The organism is Pontibacter saemangeumensis (assembly GCF_039541895.1).
GTDB lineage: Bacteria > Bacteroidota > Bacteroidia > Cytophagales > Hymenobacteraceae > Pontibacter > Pontibacter saemangeumensis.
This window is the reverse complement of record NZ_BAABHC010000020.1, coordinates 1-20,923: the sequence shown is the minus strand read 5'-3', so window position 1 is coordinate 20,923 and position 20,923 is coordinate 1. Positions and strand designations below refer to the sequence as shown.

17 protein-coding genes and 1 pseudogene are annotated in these 20,923 nt (G+C 49.1%); 12 read left to right on the top strand and 6 right to left on the bottom strand.

Going from position 1 to position 20,923, the window contains the following annotated elements; translation table 11 throughout:
• Positions 1-36: 36 nt before the first annotated feature.
• The 7 genes from ABD920_RS17655 (at position 37) to ABD920_RS17625 (ending at position 7,397) form a co-directional block, all read left to right on the top strand.
• Positions 37-975, top strand: a complete 939-nt coding sequence (locus ABD920_RS17655) for a sugar phosphate isomerase/epimerase family protein (RefSeq protein WP_345160840.1) — start codon at positions 37-39, stop codon at positions 973-975.
• Positions 976-1,066: 91 nt separating this feature from the next.
• On the top strand, positions 1,067-2,272 hold the full coding sequence (locus tag ABD920_RS17650; RefSeq protein WP_345160839.1) for a Gfo/Idh/MocA family protein: 1,206 nt from the start codon (positions 1,067-1,069) through the stop codon (positions 2,270-2,272).
• Between the two features lie 76 nt (positions 2,273-2,348).
• Positions 2,349-3,143 (top strand): SDR family NAD(P)-dependent oxidoreductase, encoded by a 795-nt coding sequence (locus ABD920_RS17645; protein ID WP_345160838.1) that lies wholly within the window; start codon positions 2,349-2,351, stop codon positions 3,141-3,143.
• A gap of 2 nt (positions 3,144-3,145) precedes the next feature.
• Positions 3,146-4,072, top strand: a complete 927-nt coding sequence (locus ABD920_RS17640; protein WP_345160837.1) for an ROK family protein — start codon at positions 3,146-3,148, stop codon at positions 4,070-4,072.
• A 66-nt stretch (positions 4,073-4,138) separates the two neighbouring features.
• Positions 4,139-4,933 (top strand): sugar isomerase domain-containing protein, encoded by a 795-nt coding sequence (locus ABD920_RS17635; protein WP_345160836.1) that lies wholly within the window; start codon positions 4,139-4,141, stop codon positions 4,931-4,933.
• A gap of 21 nt (positions 4,934-4,954) precedes the next feature.
• Positions 4,955-6,352 carry an FAD-dependent oxidoreductase gene (locus tag ABD920_RS17630; protein WP_345160835.1) on the top strand — a complete coding sequence of 466 codons (1,398 nt, stop codon included), beginning with the start codon at positions 4,955-4,957 and terminating at the stop codon, positions 6,350-6,352.
• 16 nt (positions 6,353-6,368) lie between these two features.
• Positions 6,369-7,397, top strand: coding sequence for a phosphotriesterase family protein (locus tag ABD920_RS17625; RefSeq protein ID WP_345160834.1), 1,029 nt, complete (start codon positions 6,369-6,371; stop codon positions 7,395-7,397).
• A gap of 391 nt (positions 7,398-7,788) precedes the next feature.
• On the opposite strand, the gene ABD920_RS24995 is transcribed toward ABD920_RS17625, so the two are convergent.
• On the bottom strand, positions 7,789-7,926 hold the full coding sequence (locus ABD920_RS24995) for a DUF4113 domain-containing protein (protein WP_425568637.1): 138 nt from the start codon (positions 7,924-7,926) through the stop codon (positions 7,789-7,791).
• Positions 7,927-7,967: 41 nt separating this feature from the next.
• Positions 7,968-8,096 (bottom strand): hypothetical protein, encoded by a 129-nt coding sequence (locus ABD920_RS17620; RefSeq protein ID WP_345160833.1) that lies wholly within the window; start codon positions 8,094-8,096, stop codon positions 7,968-7,970.
• A 741-nt stretch (positions 8,097-8,837) separates the two neighbouring features.
• Between ABD920_RS17620 and ABD920_RS17615 the strand changes: the two genes are divergently transcribed.
• The 3 genes from ABD920_RS17615 to ABD920_RS17605 all read left to right on the top strand — a co-directional run bounded on the left by ABD920_RS17615 (position 8,838) and on the right by ABD920_RS17605 (position 13,475).
• A complete protein-coding gene (locus tag ABD920_RS17615; protein ID WP_345160832.1) occupies positions 8,838-11,507 on the top strand; it encodes a cation-translocating P-type ATPase in 2,670 nt (889 codons plus the stop codon).
• Positions 11,508-11,632: 125 nt separating this feature from the next.
• Positions 11,633-12,541 (top strand): magnesium transporter CorA family protein, encoded by a 909-nt coding sequence (locus tag ABD920_RS17610; RefSeq protein ID WP_345160831.1) that lies wholly within the window; start codon positions 11,633-11,635, stop codon positions 12,539-12,541.
• A 619-nt stretch (positions 12,542-13,160) separates the two neighbouring features.
• Complete coding sequence (locus tag ABD920_RS17605; RefSeq protein WP_345160830.1) at positions 13,161-13,475, top strand: hypothetical protein; 315 nt, start codon at positions 13,161-13,163, stop codon at positions 13,473-13,475.
• Between the two features lie 370 nt (positions 13,476-13,845).
• Here the strand turns inward: ABD920_RS17605 and ABD920_RS17600 are convergent, their stop codons facing one another.
• The 4 genes from ABD920_RS17600 to ABD920_RS17590 all read right to left on the bottom strand — a co-directional run bounded on the left by ABD920_RS17600 (position 13,846) and on the right by ABD920_RS17590 (position 16,945).
• Positions 13,846-15,237: an undecaprenyl-phosphate glucose phosphotransferase gene (locus tag ABD920_RS17600; RefSeq protein ID WP_345160829.1), complete on the bottom strand. Its 1,392-nt coding sequence runs from the start codon at positions 15,235-15,237 to the stop codon at positions 13,846-13,848.
• Between the two features lie 440 nt (positions 15,238-15,677).
• The gene (locus ABD920_RS24990) at positions 15,678-16,136 is read right to left on the bottom strand and encodes an XrtX-associated membrane protein (RefSeq protein ID WP_425568636.1); all 459 of its coding nucleotides are present in this window, start codon (positions 16,134-16,136) and stop codon (positions 15,678-15,680) included.
• Entirely contained in the window at positions 16,096-16,641 is a 546-nt protein-coding gene (gene xrtX / locus ABD920_RS17595; protein WP_345160828.1) for an exosortase X, read from the bottom strand. The genes ABD920_RS24990 and xrtX overlap by 41 nt, the downstream gene beginning before the upstream one ends.
• A 52-nt stretch (positions 16,642-16,693) precedes the next feature.
• Positions 16,694-16,945 carry a PID-CTERM protein-sorting domain-containing protein gene (locus ABD920_RS17590; protein WP_345160827.1) on the bottom strand — a complete coding sequence of 84 codons (252 nt, stop codon included), beginning with the start codon at positions 16,943-16,945 and terminating at the stop codon, positions 16,694-16,696.
• A 402-nt stretch (positions 16,946-17,347) separates the two neighbouring features.
• Here ABD920_RS17590 and ABD920_RS17585 point away from each other — a divergent pair.
• Together ABD920_RS17585 and ABD920_RS17580 are read left to right on the top strand one after the other, a co-directional pair.
• Positions 17,348-18,342: pseudogene (locus tag ABD920_RS17585) on the top strand (IS3 family transposase); the annotation flags it as partial.
• A 492-nt stretch (positions 18,343-18,834) separates the two neighbouring features.
• The gene (locus ABD920_RS17580; protein ID WP_345160826.1) at positions 18,835-20,469 is read left to right on the top strand and encodes a hypothetical protein; all 1,635 of its coding nucleotides are present in this window, start codon (positions 18,835-18,837) and stop codon (positions 20,467-20,469) included.
• The last annotated feature ends 454 nt before the right edge of the window (positions 20,470-20,923 follow it).

Below are 20,923 nucleotides of genomic sequence, written 5' to 3'. Positions count from 1 at the left end.
GCAGGAGATAGACTCTCCCCATTATAACATAAGCGCATGATACAGAACCGTCGTACTTTCCTTGGCGCCCTTGCCAGCCTGACAGCAGCCGGCCTTCTCCCTGATTCGGAGGCGTGGGCACTAAATACACTATCCGACCCACTGCACATTGCTTCGAACGAGTACTCCTGGATCACCTTTTATGAGCGGCAGGGGCGTGATTGGTTTGCTGACCTGGATGCCTCCCTGCGCGAATTCGCCAAGTCGGGCATAATAGGATATGAGCCTTCTGTTAATAAACCGGAGGAACTGACCCTGCTGGCACCGCTGCTAAAGAAATACAAGCTGGAGATGCGGTCCATATATGTGGGCTGCACCCTGCACAAGGAGCAGGAGGCGAAACAAAGCCTGGAACAGGTGAAGGCGATAGCAGCGGCAGCTAAGCCATTGGGCGTCAGGATAATCGTAACCAACCCCAGTCCGATCCGCTGGGGCGGAACAGAGAACAAAACCGATGCGGAATTAGAAGTTCAGGCTATTTACCTGGATCGGATGGGAGCCGAGCTTCGGAAGCAAGGCCTCACCCTGGCGTACCATAACCACGATGTGGAGATGCGGCACGCGGCGCGGGAGTTCCACCATATGCTGGTTGCCACTGATCCTGAAAATGTATCGCTGTGCCTGGAGGCGCACTGGATTTACAGAGGCTCAGGCGACTCGCAACTGGCCATGTTTGATATCATGCGCCTGTACGGTAGCCGGATTGCCGAAGTGCACCTGCGCCAGTCAAAAAACGGCATATGGGCGGAGACCTTCGGTGAGGGGGATATAGATTATATGAGGTTAGCCAAAGAGCTTCTGGCATTGGAGGTGCGCCCGCACCTGGTATTGGAGCAGTGCGTGGAGAAGCAATCGCCTAACACCATGGATGCGGTGGCAGCGCATCAGAAAGATAGACAATACGCTTCCCGCGTTTTTGCCTCTTTCAATAAGTAGGCTATATAGAAGCGAGAAGTGTCTCTTTTATATATGCCTGTTTTGTACGGAACCATCGTCACAATTTATTCTAACACATAACCTTGCTATCATGGGGAATAAACCATACAAAATCACTCTTTTAGGCACCGGCCTGATTGGTACTTTTTATACGATGAGTTTGCATGGGCAGCGGAAGGCAGATCGGGTCCACACCGTTTATTCCCGTTCCGGGGAAAGGGCACAAAAGTTTGCCGAAGCATGGGATATTCCGCACTGGCAAAGGGACATGGCGCAGGCCATTCAATCTCCTGACACGGATGTGGTCGTTATTGGCCTGCCAAACCACCTTCATTTAGAAGCCGTGCGTTTAGCCGCCCAGGCTGGTAAAGCTATTTTATGCACCAAACCTTTGGGCAGGAATGCGCAGGAGGCGTTGGAGATGTTAAAAATTGTAGAGGAGGCGGGTGTCTTTCATGGGTACCTGGAAGATTTGGCCTACCCTTCCAAAACGCTTAAAGCATTAGCCTCCATCAAGAATGGTGCTTTGGGCAAAGTGCTGTGGACCCGCTCCCGGGAAGCCCATCCGGGCCCGCACAGCGACTGGTTCTGGGACCCGCAATACTCCGGCGGAGGCGCTATCATCGACATGGGCTGCCATTGCATTGAAATCGGCCGGAACTATATAGGCAAAGACGTACGGCCGGTGGAGGTGATGTGCTGGGCAGATACCTTGGTAAAACCGATAGAGGCAGAGGACAACGCCATCGGGCTGGTGAAATATGCCAACGGTGCAGTGGGCCAGTTTGAAGTAAGCTGGACATACCGGGGCGGCATGGATTTAAGGGATGAAGTAGCCGGTACAGAAGGCACCGTCCGGGTGGATCATTTTCTGCGGACAGGATTCGAGATGTTTACCAGTACAGGGGAAAAGGGATATGTGGCGGAAAAAGCAGAAAGTGAGACCGGATGGCTTTTCCCGGTAGGAGACGAGGCCCATGCGCTGGGTTACCCCCAGATGTTTGAAGATATGTTTAATGCCATGGACAAAGGCGTTGCCCCGATGGAAACCTTCTATGATGGCTATATCGTCAATGCCATTATGGACGCCTGCTACAAATCGGCCAAAACAAAAAAATGGGAACCTGTGGAGCTGGTAGTCTGGAGAGGGAAAGAGGGGGCAGAAAGGCAGGAACAATACAAAGAGTACGATCAGGACCATTACCTGATTAAGGAAGAGCTGTTGCCTGACGGCAGGAAAAAACTCATCCTGAAAGAGAAAGCAGGAGGGAAATTGGTGCAACACGTGACGGAGTAGCAGGAATTGGCAGGAGCTATAGAATGCTTCAAAGCCATATGCAATCCCTGGTGTACATGTTTAAAATCAATCGCCAATGCTTAGGAACAAGAAAATCGTCATCATCGGAGGCACAACCGGCTTAGGGCTTTCGGCCGCAAAGGCATTTATTCAGCAGGGGGCAAAAGTGGTGGCCGTTGGCCGGAATCCCGAGAGCAGCCAGCTAGCGCGGCAGGAATTCGGGAGTTCGGGGACGGTGCTGACGGGGGATGCCATACAGGAAGACACGGCTTCCCAGGCAATTGAACTCTGTCTTCGGGAATGGGGGAGCTTCGATGGTCTCTACCATGTGGCGGGCGGCAGTGGCCGGCGGATGGGGGACGGGCCCTTGCATGAAATAACGCTGGAAGGCTGGCAAAAAACTCTGGAACTGAATCTTACCTCCATCATGCTTTCGAACAGGGCTGCGGTGAGGGCGTTCCTGGATGCTAAAAAAGGAGGACCCATTTTAAATATGGGTTCTGTGCTGGGGTACTCACCGGCACCACAATACTTTGCCACACATGCCTATGCTGCCGCTAAAGCCGCTATTATCGGGTTTTCCAAGTCTATAGCTGCGTATTATGCCAAAGACAATATACGAGTAAATGTGTTAGCGCCTGGTCTGGTAGAAACACCCATGGCACAACGCGCCGCCCGGGATGCAGCCATTGTGGATTATATACAAACCAAACAGCCGCTGGACGGCGGAAGGATCGGCAGGCCGGAAGATCTGGACCAGGCAGCCTGTTACTTTATGTCTGACGGCTCTTTCTTTACCACGGGGCAGGTACTGGCCGTTGATGGAGGGTGGAGTGTGAGTGAAGGGCAAACAGCTACAAAGCCTATATAGCTATGGCAGCAGCAATAGGAATTGACTTAGGGGGTACTAATGTGAAAGGTGTTCTGGTGAACGATACCGGAGAGATCCTCCACCAGGAAGTACAGGCCACGGCCCTCCCTGCAGGTAGCAGCAATGGACAGGAGCGGCATTGGCAGCAGGTGGTGGCGCAGGTAGTCCGGGTACTCAAATCTCAAAGCAGTGGGGAAGTAGACGCGATCGGGCTGGCCGCCCCCGGGCTTCCGAACGATGCCAATTCGGCCATTCGCATTATGCCGGAAAGGCTCGAAGGCCTGGAGAATCTTATATGGTCAGATTACCTTCATGAAAAGGAAGTGTGGGTACTGAACGATGCCCATGCCGCCTTGATGGCTGAAGCAAAGTTTGGCGTTGGCCAGGGCTTCAGGAATATCGTCATGCTCACTCTGGGAACAGGTGTGGGAGGGGGTATCCTCATCAATGGGGAACTGTACCAGGGCAATTACCAGATGGCTGGCCACTTGGGCCATATGACACTGGATGTTGACAGGGAGGATGCCGGAATAACCGGCATGCCCGGCACGCTGGAAAGTGCGATTGGGGATGCTACCGTAGCCAAAAGGTCTTTTGGGAAATATCAGACCACACTTGCCTTGGTAGAGGCCTATCGGCAGGGAGACGCATTTGCCACCTATATATGGCTGAATTCTGTGCGTAAACTTGCCCTCGGCCTTTGTTCGTTGTGTAACTTACTGTCGCCTGACCAGATTATTTTAGGCGGGGGCATCACGCAGGCGGGCGACGCACTCTATAAACCATTGGCTGATTTCATAGCGGTATATGAGTGGAAAAGCGCAGGTAAAAGTACCCCAATTCAGCAAGCCCGCTACACTAATATGGCGGGCGCAGTGGGCGCTGCGGGTTTTGCCCTGGACAGAGCATTCTGCTCCCAGTTAGAGTAACTCCTGCCTGTTTTCAGCCAAAATGTGTGTTTAATTTCCAACTTTACAATTTGTCATCAGGCCAACATGGATGTAGTTAACGATTACCTTAATAAATGCCGCCAGATTATTGCGGTAATAGAGAAACAGCAGGAGGAAATAAGGGAAGCCGCTGCCTGGTTTGCAGCTACTATTCTTGCCGGGCGCATGGTGCATGTGTTTGGGTCCGGGCACAGCCGGATCATGGTAGAGGAAATGTGGCCCCGGTATGGCTCGTTTCCAGGGTTTAACCCCATCGTGGAACTGTCTCTTACCTTTCATAACCTGGTGGTGGGGGCCAACGGGCAACGGCAGGCGATGTTCCTGGAAAATGTACCGGGCCTGGCAGAAAGGATATTGCGCAACTTTGACTTAAGCAGTCAGGATACCGCCCTGGTTATCTCCTCGAGTGGGTGCAATGTGGTCCCCATTGAAATAGCAGAGAATTTTCAAATGAAAGGCATCAAAGTAGTAGCCTTAGTTACCAAAGAGCACTCTGCCAGAAGCACCAGCAAGAGGCAGGACGGGAAAAAGCTGAGTGATTTTGCTGATCTGGTCCTGGACACAGGCGCACCGGCAGGCGATGCGATGGTGAAAATCCCTAAGCTGGATACGCCGGTATCCCCTGGTTCTACAGTAGGCGGGGCTATCCTGGTGAATGCTATCAAAGCAGAAGTGGCCCGCCTGCTAACCGAGGCCGGACACCCCCCAAAAGTACTCAGTGGTGCAGTGATAGTAGGTGCTGAAAGGGCTGTGCAGTTATTTGAAAGTGCGTACGATGAGCATGCCCACCGCCTGGCGGGCTTATACCAATCCGTAGGGGCGGGTGTGTCTAGTACATAAACGGTAAACATTTCAAACACTATGCTTGGATTCCTCAACCATCAACAAATACCCCTCCTGGCCGAAACCGATATATTGGTGATTGGCGCAGGTTCTGCTGGCTGCCTGGCGGCGTTGGCTGCCCGCCATAGCGGCAAATATAAGGTGATGCTGGTGGAACGCTATGGGTTTCCCGGCGGCACGTCCACGCAGATGCTGGATACCTTTTATGGGTTTTTTACGCCGGGTGAGGCACCCAGAAAGATTGTGGCAGGGTTACCGGATACCATTGTGGATGAACTCTATAGAACAGGGGATGTTTTTTTAAGGCCTAATACCTACGGGGCAGGCACCGGGGTCAATTACAATCCCGAACGTTTGAAGCAGGTCTGGGACCAAAAATTAATCGCGGCTGGCATCCGATTGCTGTTGCACACTACTTTGGTGGATGTAGCAATAGAGGAAGCCGGGGAAACGATCTGTGTCTTTTGGAACAAGGGCGGTTTCTGGAAGGTAAGAGCCAAAAGGGTTATTGATGCGTCCGGTGATGCTGACTTTTGCCATTTAGCCGGATATCCCTATGAACTGGCCGGTGAAGCAGAACCTGCCCAAAGTATGACCACCACTTTCCGCATGTGTCATGTGGACTTAGAGAAGTTTAAGCAGGCGGGCGGCAAACAAATGCTGAAGGAAAAGATGAAAGCAGCTGTTGAGACCGGGAAACATCCGCTGCCCCGGAAAGAAGGCTCCGCGCATGAAATGTGCCAGCCAGGGTGTATCTCTACGGTGGCTGTTAAGGTAAGCGATTTCAGGGCCCTGCAGGCAGAGGAACTGACCCAGGCGGAGATAGAAGGAAGAAGGCAGGCCTTTATTTACGAGGCGTTTTTCCGCCAGGAAGTTCCGGGTTATGAAGCATCTAAGATCATTGGCCTTTCCCATCAGATCGGGGTACGGGAAACCAGGCGTGTATATGGCGAAAGCCGCCTGACCAAAGAGGACTGCCTTTCAGGACTTATGCCGACCGACCGCATATTTCTTTGCGGAGCACCTATTGAAGACCATCGGGCAGGGAAAGACGGGGAAGATGAAACGTTTTGGCAATACATTCCTGACAATGGGGTTTACGGGGTGCCGTATGGCACAATTGTCCCCAAAGGGAGCGAACGTGCCTGGGTCGTGGGCCGCTGTTTTTCTGCTACCCATGATGCGCATGCCTCCTGCAGGTCAATGGCCCAGACCATGTCGATGGGGCAGGCAGCCGGTTTGGCTGCAGTGCTCTCATTGGATGCCGATATGGCTGCGAATGCCTTGGAAGTTTCTGAACTGCAGGCCAAACTGGAGCAATTAGGAGCTGTTCTGGAGTACCCCGATGCCGTGGCAGACACCAGCCGGAACGGCTGGTTGAACAATTTCCCTGCTGGAAAAGCAGCAGCACTTTAACATCGATTTTATTCATATGGACCAGCTATCTGACTTGCCATTTGTACGCACGGTGCTGGGGGATATAGCCCCTGAAGATATGGGCTTGACCTATTCTCACGAGCATATCATAATCGAGAAAAGCTACCCTACCCTTGGAAACCCCTTGTTCCTGCTCAATGATACAGATAAAGTATCGGAGGAACTGCAGCGCTTCTATGAAGCGGGAGGAAGAACGATGGTAGACACTATGCCGGCTGATTGTGGCAGAAACGTTCTTAAACTGGCAGACGTGTCCCGCCGCACCAGGGTAAACATCATTGCCCCGACCGGCATCCATCTCGAGCAGTACTACCTGCCTAACCATTGGCGCTACGCTTATACAGAAGAGCAGTTAACAGCTTTGTTTATAGCAGATGTGGTAACAGGCATTGATGCCCACGACTATAATGGGCCTTATGTGCAGCGTACCACACATAAGGCCGGTATGGTCAAACTGGCTACCGGAGACGAACCCATTAGTGGGCATCAGGAAAAAATATTTCAGGCGGTTGTCAATACCCATAAAGAGACCGGGGCACCTATCTTAACCCATACCAATTTTGGCAAACATGCCCTAGACCAGGCAGAATTATTTGTGAAACTGGGTGCCGACCTGCAGCATGTGGTTATTTCCCATGTAGACCGGCACCAGGATTTAGGGTATAACCGGGAATTATTGCAAACAGGCGTAAGGGTGGAGTACGACAGCGCCTTTCGCTGGAAAGAAAATCCTAACTGGACGTATAAGCTTCTGGAGGCCTTACTGCCTGAATTTCCGGACCAGATTACCATGGGTATGGATGCAGCCAAAACCAGCTACTGGCAATCCTACGGCGGCAAACCAGGGCTGAACTTTTTATTAACCACTTTCAAAGATGAGCTGCAAAAGATGGGGTTAGGCCAGTATTACGATAATATCTTTATTAAAAATCCGGCCCGGCTTTATTCCTTTTCAAAAGCTGCTTTAAGCAAAAGAAACTTACAAAGTGATGGCGCTGCAGATCGATCTACCCGTGACCTTTAGTATTCAGAGATATCGCCTCTATAGATTTACTGACAATTGTTGCGGTATATATAAAACAATACAAGGATAGGTTGCCCTATCAAGCCTGCCCTTTGATTAAATTTTTGGTAAACCTTATTAGAAATGGAGAAACCTATTTCCCGCTAGGAATTTCTGCAGCGCACGGCTATGGCCAGCGTGGCTTTGATGCTATCCTCTCTGACCAGCTTTGCCGAGTCCAGGACAGAGAAGATCAGGATCGGGGGGCACTTCATGATCAAGCACTTATGAGATAAAACTTGTAAGTGCTTTTTTTGTGCACACAATTTGCCAGCAACATCGCTCCCAATTATTTAAAAGAGACTGCCAGGAAAGCAGCAGAGGTAGGAGACAGCCTGCTTTGCATGAGTACCTACCTCACATAAGCCGAATGACATTCGCTAAAGCGGGTGGTGTAGCAGGTGAGCATGTCGCTCCGCAACTGCCAGGCCTTGTCCACTCCCTGTGCCGCCACGCGCACCTTGCCTCTTCCGAACCTATTTTTTCCGATGTTGGTGTTATCACCAACAACTTAATCCGCAAGCCATCATATTAGTCCCTGTAGTGCGTCAGGAACCTAAACTCATCTACATTGTCAAAATAATAACGGGCTGATGAGTTGTGTAACTCTTCCGGCAGCGCCGCCAATTGCCGGTTCTCCTGAACCTGGTTGTTGTGCATGTAATCCAGTTTCTGTTCTATTAGAAACCGCAGGCTCTTCAAGATGATATCTTTATAATTGTCCGGCTTCAGCAGGTGCTTCCACTCCAGTATGGTTGCAGTGAAGAAGCTTATATGCTGTTGCTCAAAGATCCGGGGCTATCGTGGTTTAGTTGTTGGTGATAACACCAACAACGGCGGGAACTATAGGACAACCATAGTGGCGTTTGCTCTGCGCATAGACATCTTTGGTATCTCCCATGAGTTATGGTTATTCCTGCTCCCGCATCACTGAGTACTCGAGCCTGCGGTAGTACCCGCTGATGCTGACAGTTAAGGCTCTATATATCTCCTAAGACGTGGAAACAAGTTCCGGCGCCCTTTTATGAATCCGTTTACCGACCGTCTCTCCTGGAGATGATGCTCACCGCTTTATTATATATCGCGCTGCGCCTGCCTCAACTCTTTCTGCCCCTATGCGAGCCCCTCGCATAGGACGCGCCAATGACCATCCGCTTATAGGAGGCGTCAAATACACCTTTGCTCACGAAACCAAAAAAGTGATTTACCTGAACTTGCCTGTCGAAAGCCTCATTCAAAGGAAGCAACTCCCCTATCAATGGGAAGGGATCAGTGCCCGCCGCCGGTCTGTTTTTGCCTGCTAGTCAATCTCCTGGCTGGGACAAGTGGTGTCTTTGAGGCCTCCGTTTGCTGAAAATTACGTATGACGTGGATAAAGTCAGCTAACGGCAAAGCATCAGGATGAACAACTGGCATACAAGTTCGAAAGAGGAAGTATTAGCCCAACTCACTTCCTCAGCCAAGGGCCTCACGGAAGCGGAGGCGGAGGAGCGACTCAGCAAGCACGGGCCCAACGCGCTGGCTGAGAAACGACGGCAAAACCCCTTCAGGATGCTGCTGCGGCAGTTCACGGAAACCATGGTGGTTATCCTGATTGTCGCTGCGCTCCTTTCCTTTTTCCTGGGCAAGACCACAGAAGCGGTAGCCATCCTGGCCATTGTGCTCCTGTTCGGGCTCCTGGGGTTTTTCCAGGAGTACCGGGCGGAGCGCGCCATGGCGGCCCTGCAGCGCATGGTCGTTCCCACGGTGCGGGTGAGGCGCGGCGGGAGCGTGCGGGAGATGCCGGCCAAAGCGCTGGTGCCCGGGGATATCGTGGAGCTGGAGGCTGGCAACGTAGTTCCCGCGGACCTGCGCGTGCTGGAAGCCTACAACCTGAAGGTGCAGGAGGCAGCCCTGACGGGAGAGTCCGAGCCCGTGGAGAAAGAAGCCGACCCGCTGGCGCGGGAGGAGGTGCCGATCGGGGACCGCAGGAACATGACCTACCTGGGCACAGTGGTCTCCTATGGCAGGGGGGTGGGCGTCGCTGTCGCCACCGGGATGGAAACAGAGCTGGGCAGGATAGCCAACCTGCTGGGCACCGTACAGTCGGGCAAGACCCCCCTGCAGGAAAAGCTGGACAAGCTCGGCAAAATGCTCGCCCTGTTCGGCGTAGCCGCCGCCGCCCTGATCCTGGTGATCGGCGTGCTCTTGGGGGAGGCCGCCGCGGACATGTTCCTGACCGCCGTGAGCGTGGCAGTGGCTGTCGTGCCGGAAGGTTTGCCGGCGGTGGTCACCATCACGCTGGCGCTGGGCGGGCAGCGGATGCTGAGGCGAAACGCCCTTATACGGAAGCTCCCCGCCGTGGAGACGCTCGGCTCCGTGACTGTGATCTGCTCGGACAAAACCGGCACCCTGACCCAGAACAGGATGACAGTGACGGTGGTGGACCTGCCGGACCAGACAGTAGGGCTCGAACCTGCAACCGACACCGAGCCCGACGGGCAGGTAGCGGTTGCACTTGACCTGGCGCTCGCGGTCTCCGTGCTCTGCAACGATGCCACCCTGCCCAAAGGCGCGGAGCCCGGTTCGGGGCAGTTGATCGGCGACCCCACCGAGACAGCCTTGCTGGTAGCGGGGGCCGGCAGAGGCATCCATCGGGAAGACCTGCACCAGGTGCTGCCAAGGGTGAACGAGGTCCCCTTCGACAGTGACAGAAAGAGAATGTCCACCGTTCATCGGGTGGAAGGCGGGGTGCCGGGTTATTTTCAATCCCTCGCGGAGGCGCCCTTTCTGCTCTGCGCCAAAGGGGCCCCGGACTCGCTTTTGACGGTATCTGACTTTGTATGGGTGCAGGGGGCGCAGGAGCCGCTGGGGGATGCGTGGAGGGAAAGGATACTGGCGGCAAACACGGGAATGGCCCGGAACGGCATGCGGGTGCTGGGCCTGGCCGTTCGTCCGCTGGATGCTCCCGGCGGCGGAGCGGCGATCGAGCAGGGGCTCACCTTCCTCGGACTGGTGGGCATGATCGACCCGCCGCGGGAGGAAGTGAAGGCAGCGGTCGAGAACTGCAGGCTGGCCGGCATCCGGCCTGTGATGATCACCGGGGACCATCCTCTGACGGCCGCCGCGATCGGCAGGGAGCTGCACTTTGGGGAGCAGCTGGAAGCCGTAACCGGGGCGCGGCTGCAGCAGGCGGGGGAAGAGGAGCTGATGGACCTGGCCGGAAAAACCGCCATCTACGCCCGGGTGTCCCCGGAGGACAAGCTCCGGATCGTCGACGCCCTCCAGAGAAGAGGCGAGGTGGTGGCCATGACCGGGGACGGGGTGAACGACTCACCGGCCCTGCGGAAGGCGGACATCGGCGTCGCCATGGGCATCACCGGGACGGACGTGGCCAAGGAGGCGGCGGACATGGTGCTGCTGGACGACAACTTCGCCACCATCGTGGCGGCCGTGGAGGAGGGGCGGGTGATCTTCGACAACCTGCTCCGGTTCATCAGGTTCTCCCTGGCCGGGAACATCGGCAAGGTCCTGATCATGCTCGTGGGCCCGTTCTTTGGGATGACGATCGCCCTGCAGCCCTTGCAGCTGCTGTGGCTCAACCTGCTGACCGACGGCCTGCTGGGGCTTGGCCTGGGGACAGAGCCCGCGGAGGCGGACACCATGCGCAGGCCGCCCCGCAACCCCGAGAAGGGGGCGCTGGAAAAGAAAGACGCGCTGCCTTTGGGGCTTGTCGGGGCCACGATCGCCGCGGTTTCGCTGGGCCTGGGGCTGTACTACTACAACCCCTCGGATCCGGGAGACCTTACCTGGCAGACGATGATCTTTGCCACCGTGGGGTTTGCCCAGGTGTTCCAGGCGCTCGCCCTGCGCTCCTCCGCCCACTCTGCGTTTGCCGCCGCGTCCAACCCGCTGATGGCCGTGGTCGTTTTTTCCGCTGTCCTGCTGCAGCTCGCCGTGATTTACGTGCCCTTCATGGAGCGTTTCTTCCGGCTGGTGCCGTTGCCGGTGGAGGACCTGCTCATCTCGGTTGCCGCGGGTAGTTTGGTTTTCCTGGTTATAAAACTGGAACGGAAGCTTTTCAGAAGATAGAAAGCCGCTTTACCTCCGGGGTATACCCCCGGCGCTCCCTGCTTACCCTGCCGCTGCAGACGGCCCCTTCCAACCCAGGTAGTCGGGTTCGGCGGGCGGGTTTCACGACAAAGACAGACACTTTTATGAAGAACACACTCATATCCTTGGACGCCGTGGGCTGGGAGTGGATTGACCTGGAGGGGCCCGCAGCCGAGGAACTGCAGGAGGTGGCCGCCCAGTACGGGCTGCACCGCTCCTCCGTCATCGACTCCCTGCAGCCGGAGCACCTGCCCAAGTACGAGCCTATCGGGGAGATTGCCTTCATGATCGCCCGGGTTTATGACGACGGTGCCCACCGGGATGCGGACACGATCCAGGAGCTCACCAACAAGATCGCCATCTTCTTCTCCGGGCGCTTCGTGATCACCATCCATCGCCATCCGGCCGGCCCGATCCGGGAGGTAATGGAGAAGTACGTGGAAACCGGGCTCGTAAAGACACCCGCGGACCTGCTCGTCAAGCTGATCAAGGCGGTTTTCCGGACGTTTGAGGCCCCGGCGGGTAAGCTGGCCGGGGAGCTGGATTTCTACGAGGCGAAAACGTTCCTCAACCAAAGGATGCCGCCGCTCACCAAGGGCCTCTACCACCTGAAGCGCAAGGCCACGGTGTGCCGGCGGGTGCTCCGCCTCTCGGAGGTGATCCTCGGCGGCATGCAACAGGACGGGAGCTTCCAGCCCACAGCGGTCCAGGACATCCGGGACCTGTACGTGCACCTGGAGACGCAGTTCGAGGAGATCAACGACGGCACCAACAACCTGATCAACACCTACCTCTCGCTCTCCTCCCAGCGGACCAACGAGGTGATGCGGGTGCTCACTGTTTTCTCGGCCTTCTTTCTGCCGCTCACCTTCATCGTGGGGGTCTACGGGATGAACTTCACGTTCATGCCTGAGCTGGAGAAGACGTACGGGTACCCGGCGGTGCTGGCCGTGATGGGGCTGGTGACGCTCGCCATTTACCTGTGGTTCCGCAGGAAGGGCTGGCTCTCGTAGTGTACCCTTCCTGTAAACTGTTGCAATTCTAAATTCTCAAACGTTTTCCTTCACCTGATCCACGCAACCATATGGCTGCGCAAGCCCATATCAATGCTGGTGGCTTGTGCGTGGATGAGTCTGAATAGGACTTCCTGTTTTCACAAAACTGAAATAGTAAGGGCTACAGGGAAGGCCATGGATATGTGAAAATTTTCTGTAAGGAATTCTTTATACAGGATTACCAGTTCATTCATCCAATGCCCCTCCACAGGTAGGAAAGAGGGCGTTCCGTCCCGGATCTTAAGAAGGGCTTACACAGTGGCATTAAATGCGCGGGGCTCGCTGAAAATCCAGGCCAATATGGGAATTACGCTGGAAAGGTTGTATTGGCTATTCCACAGCGCAGGCGCTGTATATTGATTCTAAGTTGTTGTGCTCGAGCTGCGCCTCGCTCATCACCTTTTGCAGTAGCAAGGGAAGTAGTGGTCGCCGCTGAGTTTCCCGCTTGTGCATTGCTTTCGATAGAGGGTTAAAACCTGAGCGTCTATACCTCCCTCAACCTTATCAGCCTTAGTTATGTATAACTCCCTATTATATAATCATTGAATTATAACCTCACGTTTATTTGCCGCTCTGTATGATCAATAGGAAAACCGTGTGTTTTTATATACTGCTGCTGCTGGAAGTATGTGCGGTATCTCCCCTAACATCCTGTCAGGGCACGAAAGCCAGCAATGACCTGGATGGTGACGGTGTAGTTGAGAAAGATGACATATGCCCGGACACGCCAAGGGATGTGAAAGTCGATAACAAAGGCTGCCCGAAAGATGAGGATGTGGACGGCGTGCCGGATTTCCAGGATACCAACCAGGAGGAAGAAGGTGCCGCAGCTACAAATGGTGGCATCGGCTATGCTTTATATGCCTTAATACAGCCGATTCAATCTTCCTAAAGTATACACTTTATCAGCCACTCTTTAGATGAATGTAGATGAAGCAATTGCAGAGTCGAGCTGTATCCTTTTTAAGCAAAACTCCTACTAACTTCTATTCGGCGTCGGTATCGCTTTGGAATACCTCATTAAGACCTTAAAAGGACCAAACCAAAGCATCAATCGTGATCCTGATTGAATGCTTTTAGCTGCTTTGGAGGCTGAAAAAGAAGCCGGAAGCTTTAGCCAATGCTGATTGATTTGAATTTACACTACATCGTTTAATTGTCAATCTCGATGCTCATCAAACGTCTATCCCAATGAACACAGCAGAAAAGGTAAGTACAGATATGGTTTTCTGTGATGTGACAGAGTTTTAGACTTAAAAAAATTAATACGCGTTGTCATTATTCCTCAGACCTTGCCAAAGAGTAAGGAAAATAATCTTCAAGTCAAGGAGAATCGACCAATGCTCCAGATACCAAAGATCTGCTTGGACACGGTTGAGCATAGCGGATGTCTCTTTTGTTTCGCCTCTGAACCCATTAACCTGGGCCCACCCCGTTATACCCGGTGTTAGAAAGTGCCTGACCATGTAATTGTTTATTAAATGGGAGTAATCTTGGGTGTGCTTTAGCATATGTGGGCGGGGCCCCACGACCGACATATCACCCCTAAACACATTAATAAACTGAGGTAACTCATCCAGGCTTGTCTTTCTTAGGATCTTTCCAACTCTTGTCACCCTGGCGTCATTTTTACTGGCTTGTAAACTATCTGAATCACTGTTAACCGCCATGCTTCTAAACTTTAAGCAGTAAAAAGGTTTGTTGTTCTTTCCGGAACGCAATTGTTTGAAAAAAACGGGCCCCTTCGAATCTAACTTTATAACCAAGGCAAGTAAAGGTATCAACCAACTCAAGACCAGAACTATTACAAAAAATGAGAAAAGTAAATCAAACAATCTTTTCAGGAACTCATTGGCTTTGTTTTCCAATGGTTCCTGCCTTGGTTTAAGAACAGGAACAAAACCAAACATTTCTACCAGAAAGTCATGGTGGATGGAGCCCTTTACATCAGGTACAAGCCGTAAGCGCACCATATGCTTATCAGCATCCTCTAACAAAGCTTCTATTCTGTCGGCTTCGTTGTATGGCAGTGCGCAATATAACTCGCTTAACTTGTTGGTACTCGCATAACTGATGCAATCCTCTACCTTTCCTAAATATGGTATGTGAGGAGGTACCTTAAAAGGGTTATCGTCGAAAACACCTGCTATATGATAGTCCATATCGGGATTAGACACAATGTAGTTATATAAGTCTATACCCACATTGCCTGCTCCCACAATTGCAATGCTGTCCGCGCCCAACCAGAACTTTCTTTTATGCTTTCTTATCAAAAGAAACGAAAGCCTCCAAATCAAGAGTAGCGCAGGAAATAAAGCAAAATAGTAAACAAAGGGGGTAGGGGGGATATAAATATATGGAAGCACTAATTTTATAAGGATCGCCAGGAATATGTAAGTACACAGTGAACCGATGTTGGCAGACATAGTTGGAACTGCGTCACGTTTAAGGACTTGGCTGTACAGGTCAAAAGTGCTTGAACTGAAAAACCAACAGAAATTAAGAAGTAGAATCGTAAGTCTATAGTCGTACACGTCTACCCAGACAGGAGAATGATCTGCCATAAGGAAAGATGCGTACAGAGTACCGTTCAAGAGGACATAATCCACTACAACATTTAACCATTTAAATAAGGTAGCATACTTATGAGCCATATCAAACTATTTAATTTATAAATCCAAGACCAATAAATATTTACAGGCAATAATAAAAAGTTTATATATATTGAATATGAATAACAATTAATATTTATATATATAATTATATTGGAGGGTGTGAAATAATTATATTATAAAAATAAATAGAAAACCTTATACAATATACATGTCTTATGCACAGGAGATTCAATAAAGGACTATTAATTAGTCAATGGCAGGTAAAATGAGGTAAAAGAATCTTTTTTTATTATATCAATAATAATTTGAATAAAATAAAGCAAAAGGAAAGCTTAGTGGAATGGTTACTGCAGAATCAATGGGGCATTTAAATTGATATATATAAGAATAATATAATATGATTGTTTAATGATTTTATACCTAATTGATTGTGGATTTTTATAATTATATTGGTAATTATATATGCTATATATTTATTATTAATGATGTTTGGTCAAGTAAAAAGCGGGTATAAGTAAAATAACTGGCATAGGAGAGACTAAGAATGAATCAATTCTGAAGGCTACGACATGGAGAGGAGCTGATTGTGCTTCATAAGCAATTACATATAGTATAAAAGTAAATATAAATAGCGATGTGTAAAACAACATAGCAAACTTCGATATATTAAAATCCATGAAATACAAATGCGTAATAGAGAATAATAAAATTATGTAAACTATTCTATAGGCTAAATTCACAAGCCTGCTCACATTGCTGGTTAGGTATTGATTGTATGGGAACAGGTTTGGCGAACTGGTCCAAGAATTCAGGAAAACTGCAAAATCTCTTTTTAAAGAAGATTCAATGTGGCCTATTATAATTAGAACTAGTACTAATACGGCTATCAGGGCCCACCTAATAAACTGAAGCAGCTTGTGATTTGACTTTGTGTTCATCTTTACTGACATGCTTCCCTAACCCCGAAAATCTTTTCACCCAAAGCATCCAAAGAAAGAATATGCCAGCATAAACAATAAGGGTAAAGGTATATTTATGATTGAAATTGAGTGTCTGTTCGTAATGATAAGCGTTTAACGCTAGCGCCGCAACCCGTATGATATTAAGCATATTGATCACAAGAATGCCCGCAGGTATAAATAAAAGCTTCTTTCTAAACGGGCCAGGGAAAGATAGAATGAATCCAGTGAACAAAGCCATCAATATCATTCCATTGCAGGCATGATAAACAAAGACAGTATCCCTGCCATCTATCTGGACCATTACATTCTTTGCTTCAGCATTATAACCAATTAGGTTAAGAAAGTAAACACTGCTATCAACAACCATCAGGGTGAGCCAACCATCAAAGTTGCTAAGCCAAAAGTCGTAAAGCATAAACCAGCCAAAGCATAAACCCAAGGAATAAAGCAGGAAGCGCAGGACACTTCTGTGTTCTTTCATATATAATTTCATATATATTACATCAAATGAGGGCAAACCCATTCCATAGGTATCAACTCAAATGATCATTTTTCATATTGTTCTTTCTATAGTCTCTTAATTTTTTTAACCCATAGGCTGCCCCTGCAGCGAGAAGTACGCTTGCACCACCATCTATTGGTACGCCAGTTGAGGTACCTGGATTACCTGGTTTGTTCTTCCCTGGAGGGATGCCGTTGCCCTTTCTTTGTGCGGCAACATCTGAAACTCCAGTAATAAATAAAACAGCTATAAGAATGAAAGATTTTATTAATAGGTTTTTCATGATGAATAAATTAAAGCGAATGCCAATTTAATATTTAATAAAATTTTATCATTTCACCATCACATTTCACGCAACTTCACATAAAATTTTAGCATTATTAGCATTATTAAATTAAAGCTTTAATGGCAAAACAGTGAATTTTTCAATGTGGTAACTGTAATGTATACGATAAAGATAAATTAAAGCTTAAAAATTAATATAAAATGTTTTTTTCATTGGATTTATGCTTAGTATTGAATGCATTCTCTCTGCACTTGCTGAAATAGCTTTCTCTGCAGGACGTAGAAGTTTTCAATGACTCGGTCTTGGCTCATCCATACCAGTGACCTCTCCCCGAAAAACCGGACCATTGTAAAGTAGAGGAAACGGGTAATTTGTCGTACTAACACAAAACGAATAGCCATCGAGAAATCAAAGTTTACCGAGGAGCAGATTGTCTTTGCCTTCAAGTAGTCAGAGACAGGAGTCTCTGTTGAAGAAGTGTGCCGCAAGATGGGCATCTAAAAGGCCACCTTATACAACTGGAAAAGAAATACGGCGGTTTAGGGGTGATTGAATTGCGCAAACTGTGGCAGTTGGAGGAGGAGTACTATCAACTGAAAAAGCTGGTGGCAGACCTGAGCCTGGACAAGCAGATGCTCACACGACGTGCTGAAATAAAAGCTTTGAGGCCAGTTCAACTGCGGGGACTGGCCCAAAGCTTAATCGAGGACTACAGCATGTCATAGCGCCGTGTTTGCCGTGTGCTGGACATGAGGCGCACCACCTACCAGTACAAACCTCATCCGCGGGACAACCGACAGCTGGTTCTGCGGATGAGGGAGATTGCCTCCGCTCGCGTCCGCTATGGGATGTGGCGGATCCTAGTCCTGCTCAGGCAGGAAGGCTGGAAGGTCAATCACGAGCGGGTTCACCGGCTATACAAATTGGAGGGGCTGAACCTGCGAAACAAGCGCCCGAGGAGAAACAGGGCCGCCGCCCACCGTGAGGCCTCTGGCATGCATGAGTGCTGGAGCATGGATTATGTGGCCGATCAGCTATTCGACGGGCTTGACTGACTATAGTGGATAACTATAGCAGCAACTGCCTAGGAATTCATATAGACAAGAGTATAAAGGGTGATCAGGTGGTGGAGGTGATGGAAGCTTTAAAGTGCGGCATGGTTGGCAAGCCCAAAAAAGTGCTGGTGGATAACGGCAGCGAGTTTATATCAATTGCATTAAACAAGTGGGCCCTATGACAACAACGTGGTCTTAAACTTCTCAAGACCGGTAAAGCCCACAGACAACGCCTTTATTGAGTCCTTCAACGGCAGCTTCCGGGATGAGTGCCTGATCGTGCACTGGTTCCTGTCTTTGCAGAACGCACAGGAGAAGATAGAGGCTTGGCGGCAGGAGTAGAATTGCTTCCGGCCACAAGTTCTCTTGGTGATTTAGCACCGCAGGAGTTCATTGACATAGAGAAATCTATGTCCTATGCTCTACTCTCGACTGGCTAATTTTTAAAGGGGGATGTTATGGTTGGATAGTTCAGCCCCTCATTATACCTTTAAATACATTATTAAAGAAATTTATATCCATATTGTGTTTATTTACTAATATAATTTTAGCTTTTATAAGTTTTTTTAATAATATGTTAAACCTTTATTACTTCTTATTGTATTTTATTATTAAACAGTAGCTTTCATTTTTCTCCTTAAGCTTTACCACGTTTCTTTATTTAGTGTACCAACATAGGGATCGGAATATAGATGATTCATGAACTATTTATCTCTTTCCCTCTCCCCAACGACATAAATAGTTTCATTTTAAATATAATATAATGGACAAGCCTTGTTAAGAGCATTATACAAGATAAGGATTAAAATGATTATTGCGTAAAATGAAGGAATGATAAAATCAATGTTCTTTAATTCTTCAGATAGAATAACTGCCTTTTCCCGCATCAATATCAGCATTGCTCGGCAGTACTGGTTGAGGTGGATTTTAGCTTTGGCCCTCCCCTCACTTATCTTTATATCCACGATGGAAGTAGCTCCTTACCTCCACATGGATGAGTTTATTATTGTTGATCTTGGAAGGATTATTCTTAACCCTACCACAAATTGGTCTATTAATTGGTTGGTGGATAAGCAACAGCCTGTGTTCCTTTTTTCTTATGTAGGAACTGTTTTACATGAGTTTGCCTTTGATTATGTTGGGCAGTATGGTCCGAGAATATCAGGGCTTGTTGGCGCGCTTGCGGCAGCCACAGCTTTAGTAGGATGGCTGCTTGCAAGAGGCACTTCCCGCGGTGCATCCATTCTCATTGGTTTGATTTTCCTGATGGATCCTCTGTTTGTTCAGGCATTTACTTTAGGCCGTCTAGATGGATGGACAATAGCCTTATGTTTAACCTGTTGCTGGACCTTAAGAAGCACCAGTTTACCATCCTCTACTCCTATATATATTTATGTCCGGTTGTTGCTGTCGGGTGCACTGGCATGCTTAGCCTTCTTCGTTTGGCCCTCTGCTGTATTTCTGTTTCCTCTGATTGCGCTGGAATTATTTTCCTTGGTTTATAACAGTAGAGAGCATGGGGATAACCGCAGCCATTTAATCAGGCTTGTGATTACATTCCTTTTTGGGGCAGTACTTTTTACTCTTCTTTTGCTGGCACCCATTGCATCACAACTTACAATTCAGATAAGTAATGCCATAGAAAGCCTCAAAGTCAATACTCAAGCAGGACCTGAATGGGGAGCAGATGTAAAGTTTGCTCCTTTAAGAGGCATCATCACATGCCTCAAGTTTACCCCGGTGTTGGTAATTATGTCCTTGGTAGGCATTATAAAGAATAAGCTAATAGGACCGTCTTTGGTGCTTATAACTACGATACTGTTGCTAATTTCGACTATTGTGTACATGCATCGAGTATTGTATCTATTGCCTTATTTAATAGTTTGCGTTTCTACTCTTTTCGGAAAAGAAGCTAATAAAATTTTTCCCCTGCCGGTAAGGCGGGGGATGATAAGTGCACTTTTAATTTGGTCGGTTGGGCTGTCGTTGGTAGTTCGCACTTTCATGGCTTTTGATGCCAATACAGGGCAAGACAGGGATTTGTTGAATCAAGCTGCCAAATCACTGATTGGATCAGGCGATCATAAAGTCTTGCTGTTGCATACAACTGAACTTTATTACTCTGGCCGCTCCTTAGGCTGGGAAATGTACTCTCCTTATATTGGGATAGGCGAGCCTCTAAACCAGAAAACCCTTGAGAAAATTTTGTTTCAGGTTGACTATGCAATCATCAAAGATCCAATTTCGAAAGATTTAGAACAATCCTTAATTGTAGGTGGGATGTATTTAAAGAACTCTTACGCTATTTATGATGGTTCGGCAGAAAAGTTTGATGGAATAACTACAAACATCTGGAGACTTAGGTACTTGTATTCAATCTTTGAGCAACATTATGGTCCATACAAGATATTTGTACGGAAACAGAACAATAGCAATGGCAGCAACTCAAGTACCGTTGGTAGTTGACCAAATCATTTAAAATTTAGATTAAAGTAAATGCACTATATTGTTAATAGTGCATTTACTTGGCAGTACTAAACCTCTTTATATATTACAAAGGATTGCTCTATAAAACCTATGGCAGATGTACATCCAAAAGGTTTAGCGTTTATAATACTAGCCATACTACGGTACATTTAGGTTTAGGCCAAGACTTTTCTGCTTTCCTCTCCCTCTATAATAGGTAAAGAGGTGTTTGAGGAAAAGTGCAAAGCTCTGCAGGTGGTTCTGCCAAAGGTCGAGCCCATAGCGGAAGACGCTCATCTCGGGCGAGCCATGGCCTTTGACGGCGATGCACCGCTTATACCTCTTTAACCCGTAAACCACCGACAGGGTGTATGAGATGCTCTAGTAAATACGGACAGTCGATTTGCTTAATTTAGCAAATCAATATGAAAGAAAAACCATTAACTGTTAGCCG